The following is a 17,943-nucleotide window of genomic DNA, read 5'->3' on the forward strand; positions in this document are numbered from 1 at the left end:
GCCGGCAGCCACCCGTCAGCACCATTCTCACCAAGCCCATCGGTGGCCTCGCCGTGCGGCGCGGTGGCCACGCCGCACGGCGAGGCCAGGGCTCAGGGCCAGCGACCTTCCGCGTAGAGGTTCCATTCCCGCTCCGCCGCCAGCACGGCCGCATCGCTGCTGATCTGGCCAAGCATGGCGCGCTGGAGCTGGCGGTAGATGATCGCCTGCAGCCGCTTCACGCCGGGGTTGGCGGGCACCAGCACCCGTGCGCGCCCCAGCGTTTCAGCCGATTCCAGGCGTGCCGCATGCACAAGCGCCTGCTGGGGATCGGCAGGCGTGTCCCGCCGCAGCTGTTGCTCGATCGTGGTTAGCGCCTGCCGGGCCGAGGGGAGCACCCGCGCCTGCTCAGCGAAGCGGGCCTGATTGCTGGCGTTGGTGAGGAACAGGGCAAAGCTCACCGCTTCCTTGGGCATGGCGCTCTGGCGCGGCACCGCCAGGTTCATGACCGCCACGTTGGCGGTGCCGTCAGGGCCGGTGAGCGGCGGGTGGGGTTCGGTGACGGCAGCGATCCCCGGGGCGTTGGTCTGGATGCTGCGCAGGAACTCGGCGCCGCTGGCCAGCATCGCCAGCTCACCGCCCTGGTAGAGCTCGATCGCACGCCGGTAGCCCTGGCTCACCACTTCACGCGGCAGCAGGCCACGGCGGTAGAGATCGGTCCAGAAGGCGAAGGCCCGCCGGCCCGCCGGGCTGTTGAAGGCCGCCCGTTGGCGGTCATCGGTGAGGGTCACACCCATCTGCACCATCGACTCCAGCAGCTCGGCCGAGTCATCCGGCACCACCGTGACGAACAGCGCATGGCGGCCGGTGCGCCGTTTCACCGCTTCAGCGAAAGCCGGCACCTCCTCCCAGCGGCGCGGTGGGTCGGCGTATCCGGCCCGCTTCAGCAGGTCGCGGTTGGCGAGCGTGATGCGCGCCGTGAGGTACCAGGGGATCGCGAACTGTCCATCCGCGTTGCGGCTGGCTGCCCAGATGCGCTGCAGATAGATCTCTGAAGCCCCAGGCGGCAGCAGTGGATCGAGGTCGAGCAGCCCCCCCTTGCTGGCCAGGTTGGCGGCGAACAGCGGGTTGAGGTTCACCACGTCGGGCGCGGTGCGGGCGTAGACCGCCGCCAGCAGCTTGCGCTCCACCGATCCCCAGGGGATGTCGGTCCAGCGCACCGTGATGCCCGGGTTCTCCTTCTCCCAGGCGGCGATCACCTCGGTGAGATAGGCGTCGAACTTGGGGGAGAGATCGAGCGTCCAGACGTTCAGCTGGCGCCCCTGGCTGCGCGGACCGCCGCAGCCCGCCAGCACCGCCGCCAGCAGGGTCAGCACGGCACGCCGCCGCCAGCGCCCCCGGATCCCCTCGGTCAGCCCCCGCATCGCTTCAGCCCCTCGATGGTGCGTTCTGCTGCCGCCAGAGCAACAGCAGCAGCGAACAGATCATCGGCGCCAGCAGACCGGTGAGCAGGGTCTGGGTCAGCAGGGTGCGCAGGCTGCCGGCGAGAGGCAGCTGGGGGGGTAGGCCCAGCCGCTGCAGGATCAAGCTGAGCCCCAGCAGAAAGGTGCCGATCAGGGCCAGGAGCCCGAGGCTGAAGCTGCGCTCGAGCGGCGGTCCCTTGCGGCCGAGCCTCCCCCACCACCAACCCAGCAGCACCAGCGCCGGAATCTGGGTGGCGCCATCGAGGGTGAGGGCGTCGAGCAACAGCCCCAGCCCCAGCCCGGCCAGGGCACCGGAGACCGGCCCATCGCTGATCGCCCAGGGCAGAAGCCACAGCACCGCCCAGCTGGGTGGTGCCCCCGAGAGGCGCAGCAGCGCGGGAGAGGCCAGCGTGAGCCAGGGCACGAGCAGAGCGCTGGCCACAAACCAGGGGTGGCGGTGCAGCTTGCCCACCATTCAGGGCGCCGCCTGCCGGGGCTGCACCAGCACCTGCACCCAGTCGATCGCTTCCACCGGCGCACTGAGCTGCACCACCGCCGTGGGCGCCGGCACGGCCTTTTCATCCACCGACTGGATCACGCCGACGCTCATCCCCGGCGGCACCAGCGTGCTGGCCGGCGAGGTGACCACGACATCACCTGGGCGCACCTGCGGATCCTTCACCAGAAAACGCAGCTCGGGCCGGCTGCCGTTCACGCCGGTGAGCAGGCCCATGCTCTGGGTGCGCCCCACCCACACGCCGATGCGGCTGGAGGAATCGGTAAGCAGGGCCACCCGCGCGGTGGTGGGGGTGACGCTGGCCACCCGGCCCACCAGGCCGCCCGGGCCCACCACCGCATCGCCGCGGCGAATCCCCTGAAGCTCACCGGCGCCGAGCACCAACTGCTTCCACCAGCCCTCGGGTTCGCGCGAGATCACCGCCGCCGTGACCTCCTGGGGGTTGGCCCGCTGCAGACCCAGCAGGGTGCGCAGGCGCCGGTTGTCCTGCTCCAACTGGGCCAGTCGGCTGCGCTGGTCGAGCTGCTGGGCTGACTGCAACCACTCGCGCTGGGCCGTGCCGGGCCAGAACGGACGGCTGACCAGCGCGTAGGCATCCGTGAGGAAGGCCCCCTTGCTGAGGCGGACCCCCACCAGCGCCAGCAGCAGCAGCCACCAGGGCCAGGCCTGGATCACCCGTTGCAGCGAGGGGACGCGCGGCAGGCGCCCGAACGGCATGGATTTCAGGAGGACAGACGGGAGAAGTCAGGCGTGTCGAGCACGCGCTCCAGGCGCTTGTAGTCCTCCAGCACCTGGCCGCAGCCACTGACCACGCAGAGGAGCGGGTCCTGGGCCACGTGGGTGAGGATCCCGGTTTCGTGGCTGATCAGCTCGCTGATGCCGCGCACCAGGGCACCACCGCCGGCCAGCATGATGCCGCGATCGACGATGTCGGCGGCGAGCTCGGGCGGGGTGCGCTCAAGGGTGCGCTTCACCGCCTCCACGATCACGTTGAGCGGTTCGGCCATCGCTTCACGGATGTCACCGGAGCGCACGTTGATGGTGCGGGGCAGGCCGGAGAGCAGGTGCAGCCCGCGCACGTCCATCGAGGTCTCGTCGTGGGCGTCGTCGGGGAAAGCGGAGCCGATGCGGATCTTGATGTCTTCGGCGGTGCGCTCGCCCACCACCAGGTTGTGGACCTTCTTGAGGTACACGCCGATGGCCTCGCTGATCTCATCGCCGGCCACCCGCACCGACTCGCTGAGCACGGTGCCACCGAGACTGAGCACCGCCACCTCGGTGGTGCCGCCCCCGATGTCGACGATCATGGTGCCCACCGGCTCCGTGACCGGCAGGCCGGCGCCGATCGCGGCCGCCACCGGCTCATCGATCAGGTGCACTTCGCGGGCACCGGCCAGGCCGGCCTCACGCACGGCGCGGCGTTCCACGCCGGTGACGCCGCTGGGAATGCCGATCACCAGACGGGGCGCCACGATGCCGCGGCCCTCGTTCCCCTTCTGGATGAAGGTCTTGATCATCTGCTCGGCGGCGTCGAAGTCGGCGATGACTCCGTCGCGCAGGGGGCGCACGGCGCGGATGTTGCCCGGGGTGCGGCCGAGCATGAGCTTCGCTTCATCCCCCACAGCCAGGGGCACACCCCGCTCAAGATCGAGCGCCACCACGGAAGGCTCCTGCAGCACGATGCCCTTGCCGGACACGTACATCAGTGTGTTGGCCGTTCCCAGGTCGATGCCGATGTCGCGTGAGAGCTGGAAACGTCGAAAGAACACGTAGGAGCACCTGAGCGGTTGCGATCATAGGAGCGGGATCTGGCGGCCACCCCCCCGACGGTGGCGGTGGTACATCCGGGTGGAACGGGGGAACCTTCAGGGAGAAGCGGCCTGCGGCACCTTGAGGCAACGGGGCGCATCATTGGTTCAACAACTCCACTTTTTTCAACGACAGGACAATCCATGGGTGTGAATTCCGTGACGCTGGTGGGCCGTGCCGGCCGTGATCCCGAGGTGCGCTACTTCGAATCCGGCAGCGTGGTCGCCAACCTGACCCTCGCGGTCAACCGCCGCAGCCGCGACGACGAACCGGACTGGTTCAACCTCGAGATCTGGGGCAAGCAGGCCCAGGTGGCCGCCGACTACGTCAAGAAGGGGTCGTTGCTGGGGATCATCGGCAGCTTCAAGCTCGACCGCTGGACCGACCGCACCACCGGTGAGGAGCGCACCAAGCCGGTGGTGCGGGTCGACCGACTCGAACTGCTGGGCTCCAAACGTGACGCCGACCAGGGCGCCTACGACGACGGCGGCGGCGCTGGCGGCGGTTTCGGGGGCGGCGGCTATGGCGGCGGCTTCGGTGGTGGCGAGCCGAGCAGCGAGGAAGTTCCGTTCTGAGCCGCCTGCAAGGGCGTTGCCTTCAGCCGGAAGGTGGTCTTGGGCGGCTGGGCGCCTGCGTGGCTTCCCCAGGGACTGAGCCTCAGTGGCTGTCCTGGCGCTTTTTCCAGATGCGCAGCCCCAGCCAGGCGCCGGTGGCCAGCACGGCGAGCACCAGCACCACCTTGATCACCCGGGCCACCGGTTGGATCCACAGCTCCACGTTGCTGTAGCCCTCGCCCAGCAGCATGCCCGCCACTGTCAGCAGCAGGGTCCAGATCAGGCTGCCGGCCGTGGTCCAGATCAGGAAGGGCACCATCGGCATCATCTCGATGCCGGCAGGCACGGAGATCAAAGTGCGGATGCCGGGCACCAGCCGACCCCAGAACACCAGGGCGGTGCCATGGCGGCTGAACCAGGTGCGGCTGCGGTGCAACTCCTGCGGGCTGATGCCGATCCAGCGCCCATGGCGCGAGAGCCAGTGCTCGATGCGTTCCTCGTTCACCAGACGCCCCACCCCGTACCAGGGCAGGGCGCCGAGCACGGTGCCGAGCAATCCGGCCAGCACCACCGGAATCAGGCTGAGCTGACCCTGCTGCACATAGAAGCCCCCCAGAGGCATGATCAGCTCGGAGGGGATCGGCGGGAAGAGGTTCTCGAGGAACATCGCCGCAAAGATCGCCGCATAGCCGGCCATTGGGTTGGCCTCCACCGCCGAGCCGATCAGCTCGGGCAGTTGCTGAACCAGTTCGATGGCCATGCCGGCGGGCTCGTGATCGGGAAAGTCTTCCACGCTGGCGTGGAGGTTGCCCGATGCTCAGGGAAGCGCCTTGCCGGCGAGGCCATCAGGCCTGCCGGCGAAGCAGCAACCCTGGGCGCGGAACTGTGGGGCGCGGGTTCAGTAGCGGTAGTGGTCGGACTTGTAGGGGCCTTCCAGCGGCACGTTGATGTAGGCGGCCTGCTCGGGGGTGAGCTCGGTGAGTCGGGCGCCGATCTTGTCGAGGTGGAGGCGGGCCACCATCTCGTCGAGGTGCTTGGGCAGCACGTACACCTCCTTGCCGTAGTGGTCCCCTTTGGTGAACAGCTCGATCTGAGCCAGCACCTGGTTGGTGAAGGAGTTGCTCATCACGAAGCTGGGGTGGCCGGTGGCGCAGCCCAGGTTCACCAGCCGGCCTTCCGCCAGCAGAATGATCTTGTTGCCGCTGGGCAGCAGCACGTGATCCACTTGGGGCTTGATGTTGTCCCAGGGGTACTGCTTCAGGGAAGCCACGTCGATCTCGTTATCGAAGTGGCCGATGTTGCACACGATCGCCTGATCCCGCATCTGGATCAGGTGGTCGTGGGTGATCACGCGGAAGTTGCCGGTGGCCGTCACGAAGATGTCCACATCCCCCACCACGTCGTCGAGACGGACGACCCGGTAGCCCTCCATCGCCGCCTGCAGCGCGCAGATCGGATCGACTTCGGCGATCATCACGCTGGCACCGAGGCCACGCAGCGACTGGGCGGAACCCTTGCCCACATCGCCATAGCCGATCACCAGGGCCACCTTGCCGGCCACCATCACATCGGTGGCGCGCTTGATGCTGTCGACCAGGGATTCGCGGCAGCCATAGAGGTTGTCGAACTTGCTCTTGGTGACGGAGTCGTTCACGTTGATGGCAGGGAACGGCAGTTCACCGCTCTTCTGCATCTGATAGAGACGCGCCACACCCGTGGTGGTTTCCTCGGTGACGCCCTGGATCTGGGCGTGGATGCGCGAATAGAAGCCGGGCTGGGCGGCCAGGCGTTGACGGATCGACTGGAAAAGGGCGATCTCCTCTTCGCTGCCGGGGTTGTCCAGCACCGAGGGGTCCTGCTCCGCCTTGGTGCCGAGCACCACCAGGCCGGTGGCATCACCACCGTCGTCGAGGATCATGTTGGGCGTGCCGCCGTCGGCCCACTCCAGGATCCGGTGGGTGAAGGCCCAGTATTCATCCAGGGTTTCGCCCTTGAAGGCGAACACCGGGATGCCGGCTTCCGCCATCGCGGCGGCAGCGTGATCCTGGGTGGAGAAGATGTTGCAGGAGGCCCAGCGCACTTCAGCGCCGAGAGCCACCAGGGTTTCGATCAGAACGGCTGTCTGGATCGTCATATGCAGGCTGCCGGCAATGCGGGCACCCTTGAGCGGTTGCTGGCTGCCGTACTTCTCACGCAGCGCCATCAGACCAGGCATCTCGGTTTCAGCGATCGCGATCTCCTTGCGGCCCCAGGCGGCAAGGCCGAGATCGGCGATCACATACGACGACGGCGTGGACAGTCCGGTTGCGGCGGCAGCCGAAACGGACGTGGCAGCTGAAGGCGTGGCCAGCATGGGGAAGCTCCGAAGGGAGAAGGATTGGGGATGTGGAAATATCTGCAGAGACGCCGAGGCTTCGGGCTCGCTTAAAGGGAATCTACAGGGATGGAACAGTCTGCTGAGATCCGGGTGTGCCATCTGGCCGATGCGGCAGCCACGGCGGCGCTCGGGCGGGAGCTGGCGTCGCTGCTGTTGAACGGCGGCGGTGCTGCCAGCGGCGCAGCCCCTCCCACTCTGCTGCTGCAGGGGGAACTGGGGGCCGGCAAGACCTGCCTGGTGCAGGGTCTGGCCCTGGCGCTGGGAATCGACGAACCGATCACGAGCCCCACCTTCGCCCTGGCCCAGCACTACAGCGGCCGGGGCGCTGACGGCGAGCCCCATGCCCTCGTCCATCTGGATCTCTACCGGCTGGAGCAGCCGGCCGCCGCCGCCGAACTGTTCGCCCAGGAGGAGGAGGAAGCCGGCGCCCTGGGGGCGGTGCTGGCGGTGGAGTGGCCCGAACGGCTGCCGTGGCTGCCCGATGGCGCCTGGCGGCTGGAGCTCCAGCACGACGGGGACAGGCGCCGGGCAGTGCTGCGACCGCCGCACTCAGCCGCCTGAAGGCCTCAACTCCGTGAACAACCGGGCCGTAGGCGACCTCCAGCTCCGCCCCGGGCCGTGTCCAGGATGCGCTGCAGCCGATCGGGATTGACCGGCTCGACATACCCGGGGGGTGCTCATAGGGCGCCGGTGCCCGCAGCACTCTCACCCAGAACGGCCAGAACCTGCTGCTCGCTCGGCTGGGGATCAATGGCGCCGGCACCCTGGCAAACCAATGCACCGCAGGCGGCTGCAAAGCGCAGAACCTGCTCCACGGCGCTGACGACCACCGGCTCTTGCAGCAGCCCCGGCCGGCCCACCAACTGGTGCAGCAGGCCCGCCAGGAAGGCATCACCAGCACCGGTGGTGTCGATGGCGGCCACAGCCACGGAGGGCAGCCGGCCACCGCAGGCTCCCACCGCCCAATCGATCGGCTGGGGCCCATCGGTGATCAGCACGGCGGGCCGCTGCGGCAGGGCCCGGCGCACGACTGTGGCGTTGGCGCTGCCGAACAGCCAGAGGGCTTCCTCACGGCTGCACTTGAGCAGGGCCGCCTGCGTCAGCAAGGGCTCAAGCCGCTGCCGCACCGCCGGCGGCGGGCCCTGCTCAGCGCCGAGCCCCCAGAAGGTGGGCCGCCAGTTGACGTCAAGCGCCAGCGGCAAGCCATGCGCCCCGGCAGCCAGCAGCAGCTCCTGCAGCGCCGCTGCCGCCGCAGCGGAAGCCAGCGGAATCGTGCCGCAAAGGAGCCAGCGGGCCTGGGCCAGCAGCGGCGCCAACGCCCCGGCCAGCGCCGCGGCATCGATCGCCTGATCAGCGAAGCCCTCACCCCGGTCGCCGGCGAAGCCGCCGAAGTGGCGCTCACCTGCGGCATCGCGCCGCACCAGCACCGTGCGGCTCGGGCGCAGCGGATCGCACTGCAGCGCACTGGTATCCACCCCCCGCTCCAGCAACAGAGCGCGGAAGGCGGCGCCGATGCGGTCGTCGCCCAGGCGGCCGATCAGCGCGGCGCCGGTGCCGAGCCGCGCCAGGGCGCAGGCCACATTGGCCGGGGCACCGCCGAGCCTGTCGTCGACCGGAATGTCATGGGCCGGATCGCCGCCGGGCAGGCCGAGCCGATCAACGAGCGCTTCGCCGAAGCAGAGCACCCGGGCAGGGGAAGACACCGTCACGGCAGGCTCGCGCTCAGTTCTCTCCACACTCGCCGGTGGGCCCGGAGGCCGCCACGGGCGCCGCGCCGGCCAGCCGCTCCAGCAGCGCCGCGATGATGCGCGCATTGGCGGCAGGAAAGGGGAAGGCCGCCAGCCCCTCCGGCTCCACCCAACGCACCTGCTGACTGGCCAGGGGCTGCGGATCTCCCGCCAGCCAGCGGCAGAGATGCACCACGAAGCGGAGACGCTTATGGCTGTAGCTGTGCTCCAGGGTGATCAGCTCCTCGCCCACCTCCGCCTCGATCGCCAGCTCCTCACGCAGTTCGCGGGCGATGGTGGCCGCGATCGCTTCGCCCGGCTCCTGCTTGCCGCCGGGGAATTCCCACAGCCCCCCCAACAGCCCCTCCGGCAGGCGCTGATCGATCAGCACCCGGCCGCGCCCATCCAGCACCACCCCCACGCCGATCACTTGAAAGGGCAGCGGCCGGGGGGCGTCCTTCACGGGGTAGCGGGCGGGGTCGCCGGCAGCGTAAGCAGCGCATGAGTTCCGCCAGGGGCAGCGGCCGCAGTCGGGAGAACGGGGGGTGCAGACCGTGGCGCCCAGGTCCATCAGAGCCTGGTTGAAGGCCCGGGGCCGCTGCCGGTCGAGCAGCAGCTCGCTCAGCCGCCAGAACCCGGCAAGCTCCCGTTTCGGCGGGCGGGGAGCGGCGATCAGGCGCGCCAGCACCCGCGCCGCGTTGCCGTCGAGAATCGCGAAGGGTTGATCGAAGGCCGAGGAAAGAATGCTGCCGGCGGTGCTGCGGCCGACGCCGCTCAGCGCCAGCCAGCCAGCCAGGTCACGGGGCCAGGGGTCGGCGCCGGGGGCGCTGGCATCAAGCAACTGCCGCGCCCCCTGCTGCAGGCGACGCGCCCGCCCGTAGTAGCCCAGGCCCTGCCAGAGCAGCAGCACCTGCTGGGGGTCGGCGGCGGCCAGGGCCGGCAGGTCCGGGAAGGCCGACATCCAGCGCTGCCAGTAGGGCAGGGCCACAGCCAGCTGGGTCTGCTGGAGCATCACCTCCGCCACCCACACCCTCAACGGATCGAGGGGCTCCCCATCCAGTGGCGGGCGGCCATCGGACCGCAGCTTCCACGGCATGCTGTGGCGCCCGTGCCGCTCCCCCCAGGCCAGCAGGGCGGCACGCAGCTGCTGCAGGGGTAAGTGCTCCTTCCTCTCTGCCCAGCCAGCATCACGCCGCCCTGCCATCAGCAATCGGTAGCCGCCGCTGCCCGCTGACGGGCCAGGGCCGCGGCGCTGAACACCAGGGCCATGAGCAAGTACCCGAGCGCCCAGCGTCCGCCCGTGCCCCAGCCCATCTGCAGCACGGTGTCGGCTGCGGTGAAGCGCCAGGCGTGAATCAGCCCGAACCAGGAGGCCAGCGCCGCCAGGCCGGCAGCGATCGCCGCCGCCACGAACCGCTGCTCGATCACGTACACCACCATGGCCGCCAGCAACATCGCGGCCACGATCTGCCCCTGTTCCAGAGCGAAGGCACCGGCCGCCCACACATCAGCCTGCTGCAGTGGCACCAGCAGGGCCGGACCGAAGGGCTCGGCGGCGCTGCCGGCGCCACCGGCCCGCAGGCCGGCCTTCAGCAGCAGGGCGCCCCAGCCCGCCAGGCCGGGCAGCAGGCCGAGCACCACCGCCGGCGCATGGGCGGCGGGCGTGGCCTGGAAGCTCTGGGCGGCGATCACCAGGCCGATGTAGAGCACGATCGCCATGCCGGCTTCGATCGGCACCAGCTGACCCACCAGGCCGAACACGCCGAACAGGCAACCCAGCCCCATCACCACGCCATTCAGCCACGAGTAGCCGATCCGGGCCCCCATGCCCTTCCAGCCGGGATGGCCGATGTAGATGGTGGTGGGGAAGCAGGAGCCAAGGGCAGCGGCCACGATCGTGCCCACCCCGTTGATCAGCAGGGAACTCTTCACCGGGTAGCGATCACCGGCGGCTTCGGCGCTCTCCAGGTTCTGCAGCGACCCCAGCAGGTTGAACAACCCCATTGGCACGATCACGCCGAGCCAGGGCAACAGCTGCCCGCGCGCCTGCCACAGCGCAGCCAGTTGCAGGGGCGGCAGATGCAGGCCCACCTGAGCGGCGTTCGTCTGCCAGGTGAGGGCATCGATCGACACCAGGCCCGTCGCGGCCGCCAGCACGATCCCGAGCAGCACCGCGATCAGGCCACCGGGCAGGGGCAGGCGCAGCTGGCCGTAGTAGGTGACAAGAATCACCGCCAGCACCGCCAGACCCACCACCGGCTGGGCATAGGTGCGCAGCAGGAACCCCAGTGCGATGTAGCCCAGGGCAATGCCGGCCAGGGTGGAGAGCAGCGCCGCCCGTGGCAGCCAGCGCCGCAGGCCCCCCACCAGCCAGGCCCCGCCCGCCTCGATCAGGCCTGAACCCAGGCAGGCCATCAGACCCGCCTGCCACGAGAGACGCACCGCCTCAGCCTCCGGCAGCCCCTGACCCAGCGCTGCCAGCTTCACCGGCAGCATCACCAGGAACGCGTAGGCGAACAGGCTGACCGTGTTGATGCCGTAAGGAAGGGCGGTGCGATCGCCACGGCCCTCGCGCTGGGCCAGGCGGAAGGCCTGCCAGGCGTAGGCCCCGTTGCCCACCACCAGGCTGAGGCCAGCCGCCGGCAGGATCACCTGAAAGATGAGGGCATCGGGGAAGCCGAGCACGCCGCGGCAGAGGCCAAGGATCAGCAGGATCTGGATCAGGTTGTCGAGGCCGAGGCCCATCAGGCCGTCGATATCGCCGGCCACCAGCCAGCGGGGTCCGGAGCTGGCCATGGGCCAAGAGGCAGACGGTGGCTGCATGATCGCCCGGATGCAGCAGCAGGACAGCTCCGGTGCCCTGCGGCGCACCGGAAGTCATCGCTCCCAGGGCAGGGCCGGCAGCTGGCCCTGAGCCAGACGCTCGGTTGGCCCTCAGCTGGCCACGTAGTCCTCCACGCTTTCGCTGAAGCGGCGCAGGCTGGCGAGGCCATCACGCTCGAGGTTGCGCACGCGGTCGCGGCTCATGCCGAGGATGCGGCCGATGCCGGTGAGGCTCATCGGTTCTTCCACATCGATGCCGTAACGCATCTTCAGCACATCGCGCTGCAACCCCGGCAGTTGCTCCAGCAGTGCCCGCATATCCCCCCTCAGGCATTCGCTGTCCACGCTCTCCTCCGGCAGCGTGCCGTCCCCCTGCAGCAGATCCAGCAGCTCCGTATCTTCCCCGTCGCCCACCTTCGTTTCCAGGCTCACCGGCTGCCGTGCCCGGCACAGCAGATCCTTCACCTCCTCCTCCGGCAGCTCCACCGCCACCGCCAGCTCACTCAGCGTGGGCGTGCGGCCCAGCTCCTGGCTCAGCTCACGCTGACCCTTCTTCAGCTTGTTCAGCGTTTCGGTGATGTGGATCGGCAGACGGATCGTCCGGCTCTTCTCCGCAATCGCCCGGGTGATCCCCTGCCGGATCCACCAGTACGCATACGTCGAAAACTTGTAGCCCCGCGTCGGGTCGAACTTCTCCACACCCCGCACCAGGCCGATCGTTCCCTCCTGGATCAGATCCAGCAGCTCCATGTTCCGCTTGGTGTACTTCTTCGCCACGCTCACCACCAGCCGCAGGTTCGCCGCCACCATCCGCTCCTTCGCCCGGCGCCCGCTCGCCAGCTTGCGGCGCAGAACAGGCACCGGCAGCTCCAGCGCCGCCGCCAGCACCTCCATCGTGGGTTTCACCCCGCCGGCGCGCATCTCCAGCTCCAGCTCCGTTTCCTCCAGACGCATCAGCTCCTGCACCTGGCGGCCCAGCGTGATCTCCTGCTCATGGCTCAGCAACGGCACGCGGCCGATGTCCCGCAGATACGAGCGCACTAGGTCGCCGTCCACGGGGGGCAGGGAACGGGGCAGAACCACGGGCCGGGGGTCGGCATCGGCCAGCGACTCGACGGGCCGGGACGGGGAGAGAGCGACGATCACGGCGTGGTGTTTTGACAGTGTGTAAAGCCTAACCTGAAGAAGTGTGAAGTCCCTCTCATCTCGGACTCTTCAGGGCGACATTCCCCTGAGCGCCACCCAGGGCAGCCAGGGTCCGAACAGTGCCGGTCGCCAGCTTCTTCCTGCCCTGGCGCTCGCTGGCCAGAGCCGCTCATCCACCCACAGCGCAGACCCTGCCTGGGGAGTAGGCGCAGCAAGCCAGCTAGAGCGGCATCCCGAGTGAGTCGAGCAGCCAGGTGGCGGTCCTGAGGTAGATGAACACCCCTGCCACGTCGGTGGCGGTGGCGATGAAGGGCGCCGACATCAGGGCTGGATCGAGCCCCAGCCGATCGAACAGCAGCGGCAGCGCCGCGCCGGCCGTGGCCGCCAGGGTGGTGATGGCCACCAGGCTCAGGCCCGCCGCCACCGCCACCAGCCAGCTGCCTGACACATAGCGGGCCCAGGGCACCACCACCAGCACCATCAGCACCCCCAGCAAGGCGCCGGCCACGGCCTCGCGCCAGATCGCCGGCCAGGTACCGAGCACCTGGATGCGCTGGGTGCTGAGGCCGCGGATCACCACGGTGGAGCTCTGCGAACCCACGTTGCCGCCCGTGCCGATCAGCAGCGGGATGAAGGCCGTCAGCATCACCACCCGCTTCAGCACCGACTCCTGCGAGGCGATCACCGCCGCGGTGCCGGCATTGGCGATCAGCAGCACGAGCAGCCACACCACACGGCGGCGGGCCACGGTGAACAGGTTGCTGCGGAAGTAGTCGTCCTCATCGCCCGCCTGAACGGCGCCGGCCGCGTAGAGGTCACGGGTGGCCTCCTGCTGGATCACGTCGATCACGTCGTCGACCGTGACGATCCCCACCAGCCGCTCCTCGCGGTCCACCACCGGCACCGCCAGGAAGTCGTAGCGCTGGATCACGCGGGCCACCTCCTCCTGATCCGTGGCGGTGGTGACGTTCACCACCTCCCGGGTCATCACATCGCCGATGCGGTCCTCCGGGTCGGCCATCACCAGATCCCGCAGCGAGAGGATGCCGGTGAGGTGGCGCGAAGCGTCGGTCACGTAGAGGCTGTACACGGTTTCAGTGTCCCGGGCCCGCCGCCGCACGATGTCGAGCGCCTGAGCGGCGCTGTGGAACTCCTTGAGGTCAATGAACTCGGTGGTCATCAACCGGCCGGCCGTTTCCGCCTCGTAGCCCAGCAGCTGGGCCGTGACCCGGCGCTCCGCCGGGCTCAGCTCCATCAGCAGGCGCCGTACCACCTTGGCGGGCAGTTCATCGAACAGCCGCACCCGGTCGTCCGGCGACATCTCCTCCACCAGCTCCAGCACCTCGCCGGAACGCAGCCGCTCCACCAGGCTCTGCTGCACATCGCCATCGAGGTATTCGTACACCTCAATCGCCTTGTCCTTGGGCAGCAGGCGGAAGGCCAGGGCCTGCAGCGTGCGCGGCAGGGTGCCGATCGCCTCGGCGCAATCCACCGGCTGAACCGGCTCCAGCAGCAGTTTCACGCCGCCGTAGTTGCTGGCCTTGAGCAGGGCTTCCAGCTGGCGGGACACCACCTCGGCCACCTGCAGGCCACCGCCTAGCACGATCGTGGAGCCGCTGATGCTGCCCACCGCGCCGCCGCCGTACTCAGAGCCGCCGGACTTCCCTCGGCCCTCAGGATCCTGGCGGCCATGGCGGGCACCGCCGCTGTCGAGCTCGCTCATCGGCCCCGAAGTGGCGGCACATCGAGTGTATGGGGAGGGTTCCTGCCACGGCCTCGCCGGAGCGGCGCTCAGCTTCTAGGGTCAGCCGGCAGCGACAACAACAACCATGAGCGTGAGCGTTTCCAATGTGGTGGTGCGCAGCGCCACAGGCGCGGAGACAGCGCTGGCCGATTACGCCGGCTCCGTGCTGCTGATCGTCAACGTGGCCAGCCGCTGCGGCTTCACCCGCCAGTACGCCGGCCTGCAGACCCTGCAGGACACCTACGGTCCCCGCGGCTTCAAGGTGCTCGGCTTTCCCTGCAACGACTTCGGCGCCCAGGAACCGGGCAGCCTGCCGGAGATCCAGCAGTTCTGCTCCACCACCTATGGCGCCAGCTTCGAGCTGTTCGACAAGGTGCAGGCCAAGGGCGCGAAGAGCGCTCCCTATGACGTGCTCACCCAGGCCGAACCGGCCGGGGATGTGGAGTGGAACTTCGAGAAGTTCCTGGTGGGCAAGGACGGAACGGTGCTGGCGCGCTTCAAGAGCGCCGTGGATCCCACCGGCCCTGAGCTGACGGCAGCCATCGAGGCGGCCCTCGCCGCCTGAGCCGACCGCAGAGGCGGAGCGGCTCCATGCCGCTCACAGCCTGCGGCGACGCAGGGCGGCCATGAGCCGATGGCTGGCGGCGACCCCTGCGGCCGCTGCCAGCAGACCCAGCACCAGGCTGGCGAGCAGCAGCCAGAGTCCCTCGCCGGCGCGATCGAGCTCGGCCAGCCGCACCAGGCTCAGCATCCAGCTGCTGAAGGTGGTGAGGGCCCCGCAGAAACCGATGCCGAGGCAGAGCACCAGCGGCGTGCGCCAGGGGATCGGACCCGCCAGCAGGCCCAGCACCAGGCTGCCGGTCAGGTTCACCAGCAGCTGCGCCCAGGGGACACCGCCCAGCACAGGGCCGAGATGCACTTCCGCCTGCCAGCGCAGCAGGGCGCCGGGCACCGCCCCCGCAGCCACCAGCAGCAGCTCCACGAGCTCGAAACGCAACCGCCGCGCCTGAAGATCGCCCGGGTCAGGCACGGGCCACCGCCTGCCCCAGCAGCACGGCCAGCACGCCCAGCAGCACGGAGGCCGCCAGCAGCGCCAGTGTTTCGCGTCGCCTGCCGGCCTGCCAGGCCTGCACGGCTTCCAGCATGAAGGTGGAGAACGTGCTGAAGCTGCCGAGAAAACCGGTGCCGATCAGCAGCAGCAGGGGGCTGGCGGTGCCACTGGAGCGATCGAGCGCCACCACCAGCCCGAGCGCGAAGCTGGCGGACACGTTGACCGCGAGGGTGGCCCAGTGGCGATGGGGCAACAGCGGCTCAAAGTGGTTGACCAGCCGCAGCCGCAGCCAACTGCCGGGTACCGCACCGACGGCCACCAGCAGGGCCTCATTCACCCGACCAGCCAGCCGCGCCGGGCCGTTCCGGCGTCAGCCGCTGCCTCGACGTGCAACCAGCGTTCCCCCTCGGGCTCCTGCCACACGCGCAGCAGCCGCAGCGGCGCGCCCGCAGACACGGGCAGCAGGCAGGGGGCGCGGTGATGGGGAGAAGCGCGCAGCACGCCATCGCGCGAGCCCTCAGCAAGCAGCGGATCGCCGTTCTGGCGGCGGCGCAGCTCCGGCGTGCGCCAATCGGCGCCACCGGCGGGGAGGGAGGCCGGAGCGATCAGGGCGAAGCCCAGCACCCAGATCCAACGCCAGGCCATCAGATGTCGAGCTGAGCGAAATCGAGCTCGGCGCTGTGGGTTTCGATGAATTCGCGGCGGGGCGCCACTTTGTCTCCCATCAGGATGGTGAAGATGCGATCCGCTTCAGCGGCATCTTCGATCTCCACCCGCTTCATCTTGCGGGTGGAGGGATCCATGGTGGTTTCCCACAGCTGCTTGGGCATCATTTCCCCCAGACCCTTGAAACGCTGGAGGGTGTAATTGGCCTTCTCACCAAAGCCATCAAGGGTTTTCCTGAGGTCTTTTTCGTCGTAGCAGTAGGTGTGGTTCTTGCCGCGCTCCACCTTGTAGAGAGGCGGGCAGGCGATGTAGATATAGCCGCCTTCCAGCAACATCTTCTGGTAGCGATAGAAGAAGGTAAGCAGCAGCGTACGGATGTGAGCGCCGTCAACATCCGCGTCGGTCATGATCACGATCCGGTGATAGCGCAGCGAGGATTCATTGAATTCTTCTCCCTTGATGCCCAGCCCCAGGCCGGTGATCAGCGCCTGGATCTCGGTGTTCTTGTAGATCTTGGCATCGTCGGTTTTCTCGATGTTGAGGATCTTGCCACGCAGGGGCAGGATCGCCTGGAAGCGGCGGTCGCGGCCCTGCTTGGCGGAGCCACCGGCGGAGTCGCCTTCCACGATATAGATCTCGGATTCGGAAGGATCGCGGGAGCTGCAATCGGCCAGCTTGCCGGGCAGTGTGGAACTCTCGAGCACCGATTTACGGCGCACCAGTTCACGGGCGCGGCGAGCCGCCTCAGCGGCGTTGAAGGCCTGGATCGCCTTCTCCAGGATCAGGTCGATCACCTGGGGGTGGAACTCAAGGAATTCGCTCAGCGATTCGCCCACCACGGTGTCCACGATGCCGCGCACCTCGGTGTTGCCGAGCTTGGTCTTGGTCTGCCCTTCGAATTCCGGGTCCGGCACCTTCACCGACAGCACGGCGGTGAGCCCCTCGCGGATGTTTTCGCCCGCCAGGTTGGAATCACCGTCTTTGCGCTTGCCACGCTTCCTGGCGAAGGTGTTGAGCGTGCGGGTGAGAACTGTTTTCAGACCCTCGATATGCGTGCCGCCGTCGACGGTGCGGATGTTGTTGGCGAAGCCGAGAATGCTGTCGGAGTAGGCGTCCACGCACCACTGCAGCGCAGCCTCCACCTGCACGCCGTCCTTCTCAGCATTCACATAGATGATGTCGGGGTGAAGGGGATCCTTGCCGTCGTTCATGTAGGCGACGTACTCGCGGATACCGCCTTCGTAGTGATAGATCTCCTCGTGGGCGCTGCCGTCGGCGCTGAGGGCCTCGCTGCGTTCATCGCGGAAAACAATCCGCACACCGCCGTTGAGATAGGCCAGCTCCCGCAGCCTGCCGGACAACGTGGTGTAGTCGAAGTGGATGCCGCCGGAGAAGATCTCGATATCGGGCTTGAAGCGCACCGCCGTGCCAGTGCGGCCGCTGATATCGGCTTCCGAGCGCAGGGTTCCGATCGGGGCGCCGCGCTCGAAGCGCTGGCGGTGCACCCGATCCTGCCGGTGCACGGTCACTTCCACCCACTCGCTGAGCGCGTTCACCACCGAAACGCCCACGCCGTGCAGACCGCCGGACACCTTGTAGCCGCCACTGCCGAACTTGCCGCCGGCGTGCAGCACGGTGAGCACGGTCTCCAGGGCCGACTTGCCGGTGCGCGGGTGCACGTCGGTGGGGATGCCGCGTCCGTTGTCGGTGACCTCTGCGGAGCCGTCCTCGCAAAGGCGCACCAGGATCTCGGTGCAGTGGCCGGCAAGGGCCTCGTCCACCGAGTTATCCACCACCTCATACACAAGGTGATGCAGACCCCGCGGCCCGGTGGTGCCGATGTACATGCCGGGGCGCTTACGCACCGGTTCCAGGCCTTCGAGCACCTGAATCTGTTCGGCGCCGTAGGCGTGCTGAACTTTGGAGGAGTCGCTCATTCCGAAAGGCTCAGGTGGCAAGTTGCGGCGTGCGCCGGTAGCCGGGTGAAGCGGTGCAGCAGCGGCACAGGGCGCTCAAAAGGCCAATCGAGGTGTCGATCTTACCACTGCTGCTTCAGAGGGGCGCCCAGGGGGCGCTCAGCGCCCGTT

The 17,943-nt window shown here is 68.7% G+C and carries 18 protein-coding genes; 3 read left to right on the forward strand and 15 right to left on the reverse strand.

Annotation, left to right across the window (positions count from 1 at the left end; translation table 11 throughout):
- Nucleotides 1-92 precede the first annotated feature (92 nt).
- From ACXMDP_RS00695 to ACXMDP_RS00710, 4 genes are read right to left on the reverse strand one after another with little or no spacing between them, the layout of a single operon-like run.
- Nucleotides 93-1,403, reverse strand: a complete 1,311-nt coding sequence (locus ACXMDP_RS00695) for an ABC transporter substrate-binding protein (RefSeq protein ID WP_255100546.1) — start codon at nucleotides 1,401-1,403, stop codon at nucleotides 93-95.
- A 4-nt stretch (nucleotides 1,404-1,407) separates the two neighbouring features.
- Nucleotides 1,408-1,914 carry a rod shape-determining protein MreD gene (locus ACXMDP_RS00700; protein ID WP_094514032.1) on the reverse strand — a complete coding sequence of 169 codons (507 nt, stop codon included), beginning with the start codon at nucleotides 1,912-1,914 and terminating at the stop codon, nucleotides 1,408-1,410.
- 3 nt (nucleotides 1,915-1,917) lie between these two features.
- Nucleotides 1,918-2,676 carry a rod shape-determining protein MreC gene (gene mreC / locus ACXMDP_RS00705; RefSeq protein WP_255100545.1) on the reverse strand — a complete coding sequence of 253 codons (759 nt, stop codon included), beginning with the start codon at nucleotides 2,674-2,676 and terminating at the stop codon, nucleotides 1,918-1,920.
- 5 nt (nucleotides 2,677-2,681) lie between these two features.
- Entirely contained in the window at nucleotides 2,682-3,728 is a 1,047-nt protein-coding gene (locus tag ACXMDP_RS00710; RefSeq protein ID WP_094513920.1) for a rod shape-determining protein, read from the reverse strand.
- A gap of 183 nt (nucleotides 3,729-3,911) precedes the next feature.
- On the opposite strand from ACXMDP_RS00710, the gene ACXMDP_RS00715 reads away from it, so the two are divergent.
- On the forward strand, nucleotides 3,912-4,343 hold the full coding sequence (locus tag ACXMDP_RS00715) for a single-stranded DNA-binding protein (RefSeq protein ID WP_255100544.1): 432 nt from the start codon (nucleotides 3,912-3,914) through the stop codon (nucleotides 4,341-4,343).
- Nucleotides 4,344-4,425: 82 nt separating this feature from the next.
- On the opposite strand, the gene ACXMDP_RS00720 is transcribed toward ACXMDP_RS00715, so the two are convergent.
- Entirely contained in the window at nucleotides 4,426-5,082 is a 657-nt protein-coding gene (locus ACXMDP_RS00720; protein WP_259729734.1) for a DedA family protein, read from the reverse strand.
- Nucleotides 5,083-5,220: 138 nt separating this feature from the next.
- The gene (gene ahcY / locus ACXMDP_RS00725; protein ID WP_259729735.1) at nucleotides 5,221-6,675 is read right to left on the reverse strand and encodes an adenosylhomocysteinase; all 1,455 of its coding nucleotides are present in this window, start codon (nucleotides 6,673-6,675) and stop codon (nucleotides 5,221-5,223) included.
- Between the two features lie 90 nt (nucleotides 6,676-6,765).
- On the opposite strand from ahcY, the gene tsaE reads away from it, so the two are divergent.
- Complete coding sequence (tsaE, locus tag ACXMDP_RS00730) at nucleotides 6,766-7,260, forward strand: tRNA (adenosine(37)-N6)-threonylcarbamoyltransferase complex ATPase subunit type 1 TsaE (protein WP_255100542.1); 495 nt, start codon at nucleotides 6,766-6,768, stop codon at nucleotides 7,258-7,260.
- A 116-nt stretch (nucleotides 7,261-7,376) separates the two neighbouring features.
- Here the strand turns inward: tsaE and ACXMDP_RS00735 are convergent, their stop codons facing one another.
- The 5 genes from ACXMDP_RS00735 to mgtE form a co-directional block, all read right to left on the reverse strand.
- Nucleotides 7,377-8,402: a carbohydrate kinase family protein gene (locus tag ACXMDP_RS00735; protein WP_259729741.1), complete on the reverse strand. Its 1,026-nt coding sequence runs from the start codon at nucleotides 8,400-8,402 to the stop codon at nucleotides 7,377-7,379.
- A gap of 19 nt (nucleotides 8,403-8,421) precedes the next feature.
- The gene (gene mutT / locus ACXMDP_RS00740; RefSeq protein WP_259729736.1) at nucleotides 8,422-9,630 is read right to left on the reverse strand and encodes an 8-oxo-dGTP diphosphatase MutT; all 1,209 of its coding nucleotides are present in this window, start codon (nucleotides 9,628-9,630) and stop codon (nucleotides 8,422-8,424) included.
- On the reverse strand, nucleotides 9,630-11,222 hold the full coding sequence (locus ACXMDP_RS00745) for an NCS2 family permease (protein WP_259729737.1): 1,593 nt from the start codon (nucleotides 11,220-11,222) through the stop codon (nucleotides 9,630-9,632). The genes mutT and ACXMDP_RS00745 overlap by 1 nt, the downstream gene beginning before the upstream one ends.
- 138 nt (nucleotides 11,223-11,360) lie before the next feature.
- A complete protein-coding gene (locus tag ACXMDP_RS00750; RefSeq protein WP_315855866.1) occupies nucleotides 11,361-12,356 on the reverse strand; it encodes an RpoD/SigA family RNA polymerase sigma factor in 996 nt (331 codons plus the stop codon).
- Between the two features lie 259 nt (nucleotides 12,357-12,615).
- Complete coding sequence (gene mgtE, locus ACXMDP_RS00755) at nucleotides 12,616-14,118, reverse strand: magnesium transporter (RefSeq protein ID WP_259729076.1); 1,503 nt, start codon at nucleotides 14,116-14,118, stop codon at nucleotides 12,616-12,618.
- A 106-nt stretch (nucleotides 14,119-14,224) separates the two neighbouring features.
- Between mgtE and ACXMDP_RS00760 the strand changes: the two genes are divergently transcribed.
- Nucleotides 14,225-14,704, forward strand: a complete 480-nt coding sequence (locus ACXMDP_RS00760; RefSeq protein WP_311134103.1) for a glutathione peroxidase — start codon at nucleotides 14,225-14,227, stop codon at nucleotides 14,702-14,704.
- 33 nt (nucleotides 14,705-14,737) lie between these two features.
- Here the strand turns inward: ACXMDP_RS00760 and ACXMDP_RS00765 are convergent, their stop codons facing one another.
- The 4 genes from ACXMDP_RS00765 to gyrB are packed head-to-tail and all read right to left on the reverse strand — an operon-like array spanning nucleotide 14,738 to nucleotide 17,793.
- A complete protein-coding gene (locus tag ACXMDP_RS00765) occupies nucleotides 14,738-15,169 on the reverse strand; it encodes a FluC/FEX family fluoride channel (RefSeq protein ID WP_259729075.1) in 432 nt (143 codons plus the stop codon).
- Nucleotides 15,162-15,527: a fluoride efflux transporter FluC gene (locus tag ACXMDP_RS00770; RefSeq protein ID WP_399232719.1), complete on the reverse strand. Its 366-nt coding sequence runs from the start codon at nucleotides 15,525-15,527 to the stop codon at nucleotides 15,162-15,164. Before ACXMDP_RS00770 ends, ACXMDP_RS00765 begins: the two co-directional genes overlap by 8 nt.
- Nucleotides 15,524-15,835: an SH3 domain-containing protein gene (locus ACXMDP_RS00775; protein WP_259729074.1), complete on the reverse strand. Its 312-nt coding sequence runs from the start codon at nucleotides 15,833-15,835 to the stop codon at nucleotides 15,524-15,526. Before ACXMDP_RS00775 ends, ACXMDP_RS00770 begins: the two co-directional genes overlap by 4 nt.
- Nucleotides 15,835-17,793, reverse strand: coding sequence for a DNA topoisomerase (ATP-hydrolyzing) subunit B (gyrB, locus tag ACXMDP_RS00780; protein ID WP_259729073.1), 1,959 nt, complete (start codon nucleotides 17,791-17,793; stop codon nucleotides 15,835-15,837). Before gyrB ends, ACXMDP_RS00775 begins: the two co-directional genes overlap by 1 nt.
- Nucleotides 17,794-17,943: the final 150 nt, after the last annotated feature.

The organism is Cyanobium sp. ULC065, from assembly GCF_977927515.1.

What these genes read in the sequence shown, in the direction of transcription:
- ACXMDP_RS00695 (WP_255100546.1), bottom strand. Translation starts at nt 1,403, where the DNA reads ATGCGGGGGCTGACCGAGGGGATCCGGGGGCGCTGGCGGCGGCGTGCC.
- mreC (WP_255100545.1), bottom strand. Translation starts at nt 2,676, where the DNA reads ATGCCGTTCGGGCGCCTGCCGCGCGTCCCCTCGCTGCAACGGGTGATC.
- ACXMDP_RS00715 (WP_255100544.1), top strand. Translation starts at nt 3,912, where the DNA reads ATGGGTGTGAATTCCGTGACGCTGGTGGGCCGTGCCGGCCGTGATCCC.
- ACXMDP_RS00720 (WP_259729734.1), bottom strand. Translation starts at nt 5,082, where the DNA reads ATGGCCATCGAACTGGTTCAGCAACTGCCCGAGCTGATCGGCTCGGCG.
- ahcY (WP_259729735.1), bottom strand. Translation starts at nt 6,675, where the DNA reads ATGCTGGCCACGCCTTCAGCTGCCACGTCCGTTTCGGCTGCCGCCGCA.
- tsaE (WP_255100542.1), top strand. Translation starts at nt 6,766, where the DNA reads ATGGAACAGTCTGCTGAGATCCGGGTGTGCCATCTGGCCGATGCGGCA.
- mutT (WP_259729736.1), bottom strand. Translation starts at nt 9,630, where the DNA reads ATGGCAGGGCGGCGTGATGCTGGCTGGGCAGAGAGGAAGGAGCACTTA.
- ACXMDP_RS00745 (WP_259729737.1), bottom strand. Translation starts at nt 11,222, where the DNA reads ATGGCCAGCTCCGGACCCCGCTGGCTGGTGGCCGGCGATATCGACGGC.
- mgtE (WP_259729076.1), bottom strand. Translation starts at nt 14,118, where the DNA reads ATGAGCGAGCTCGACAGCGGCGGTGCCCGCCATGGCCGCCAGGATCCT.
- ACXMDP_RS00760 (WP_311134103.1), top strand. Translation starts at nt 14,225, where the DNA reads ATGAGCGTGAGCGTTTCCAATGTGGTGGTGCGCAGCGCCACAGGCGCG.
- ACXMDP_RS00775 (WP_259729074.1), bottom strand. Translation starts at nt 15,835, where the DNA reads ATGGCCTGGCGTTGGATCTGGGTGCTGGGCTTCGCCCTGATCGCTCCG.
- gyrB (WP_259729073.1), bottom strand. Translation starts at nt 17,793, where the DNA reads ATGAGCGACTCCTCCAAAGTTCAGCACGCCTACGGCGCCGAACAGATT.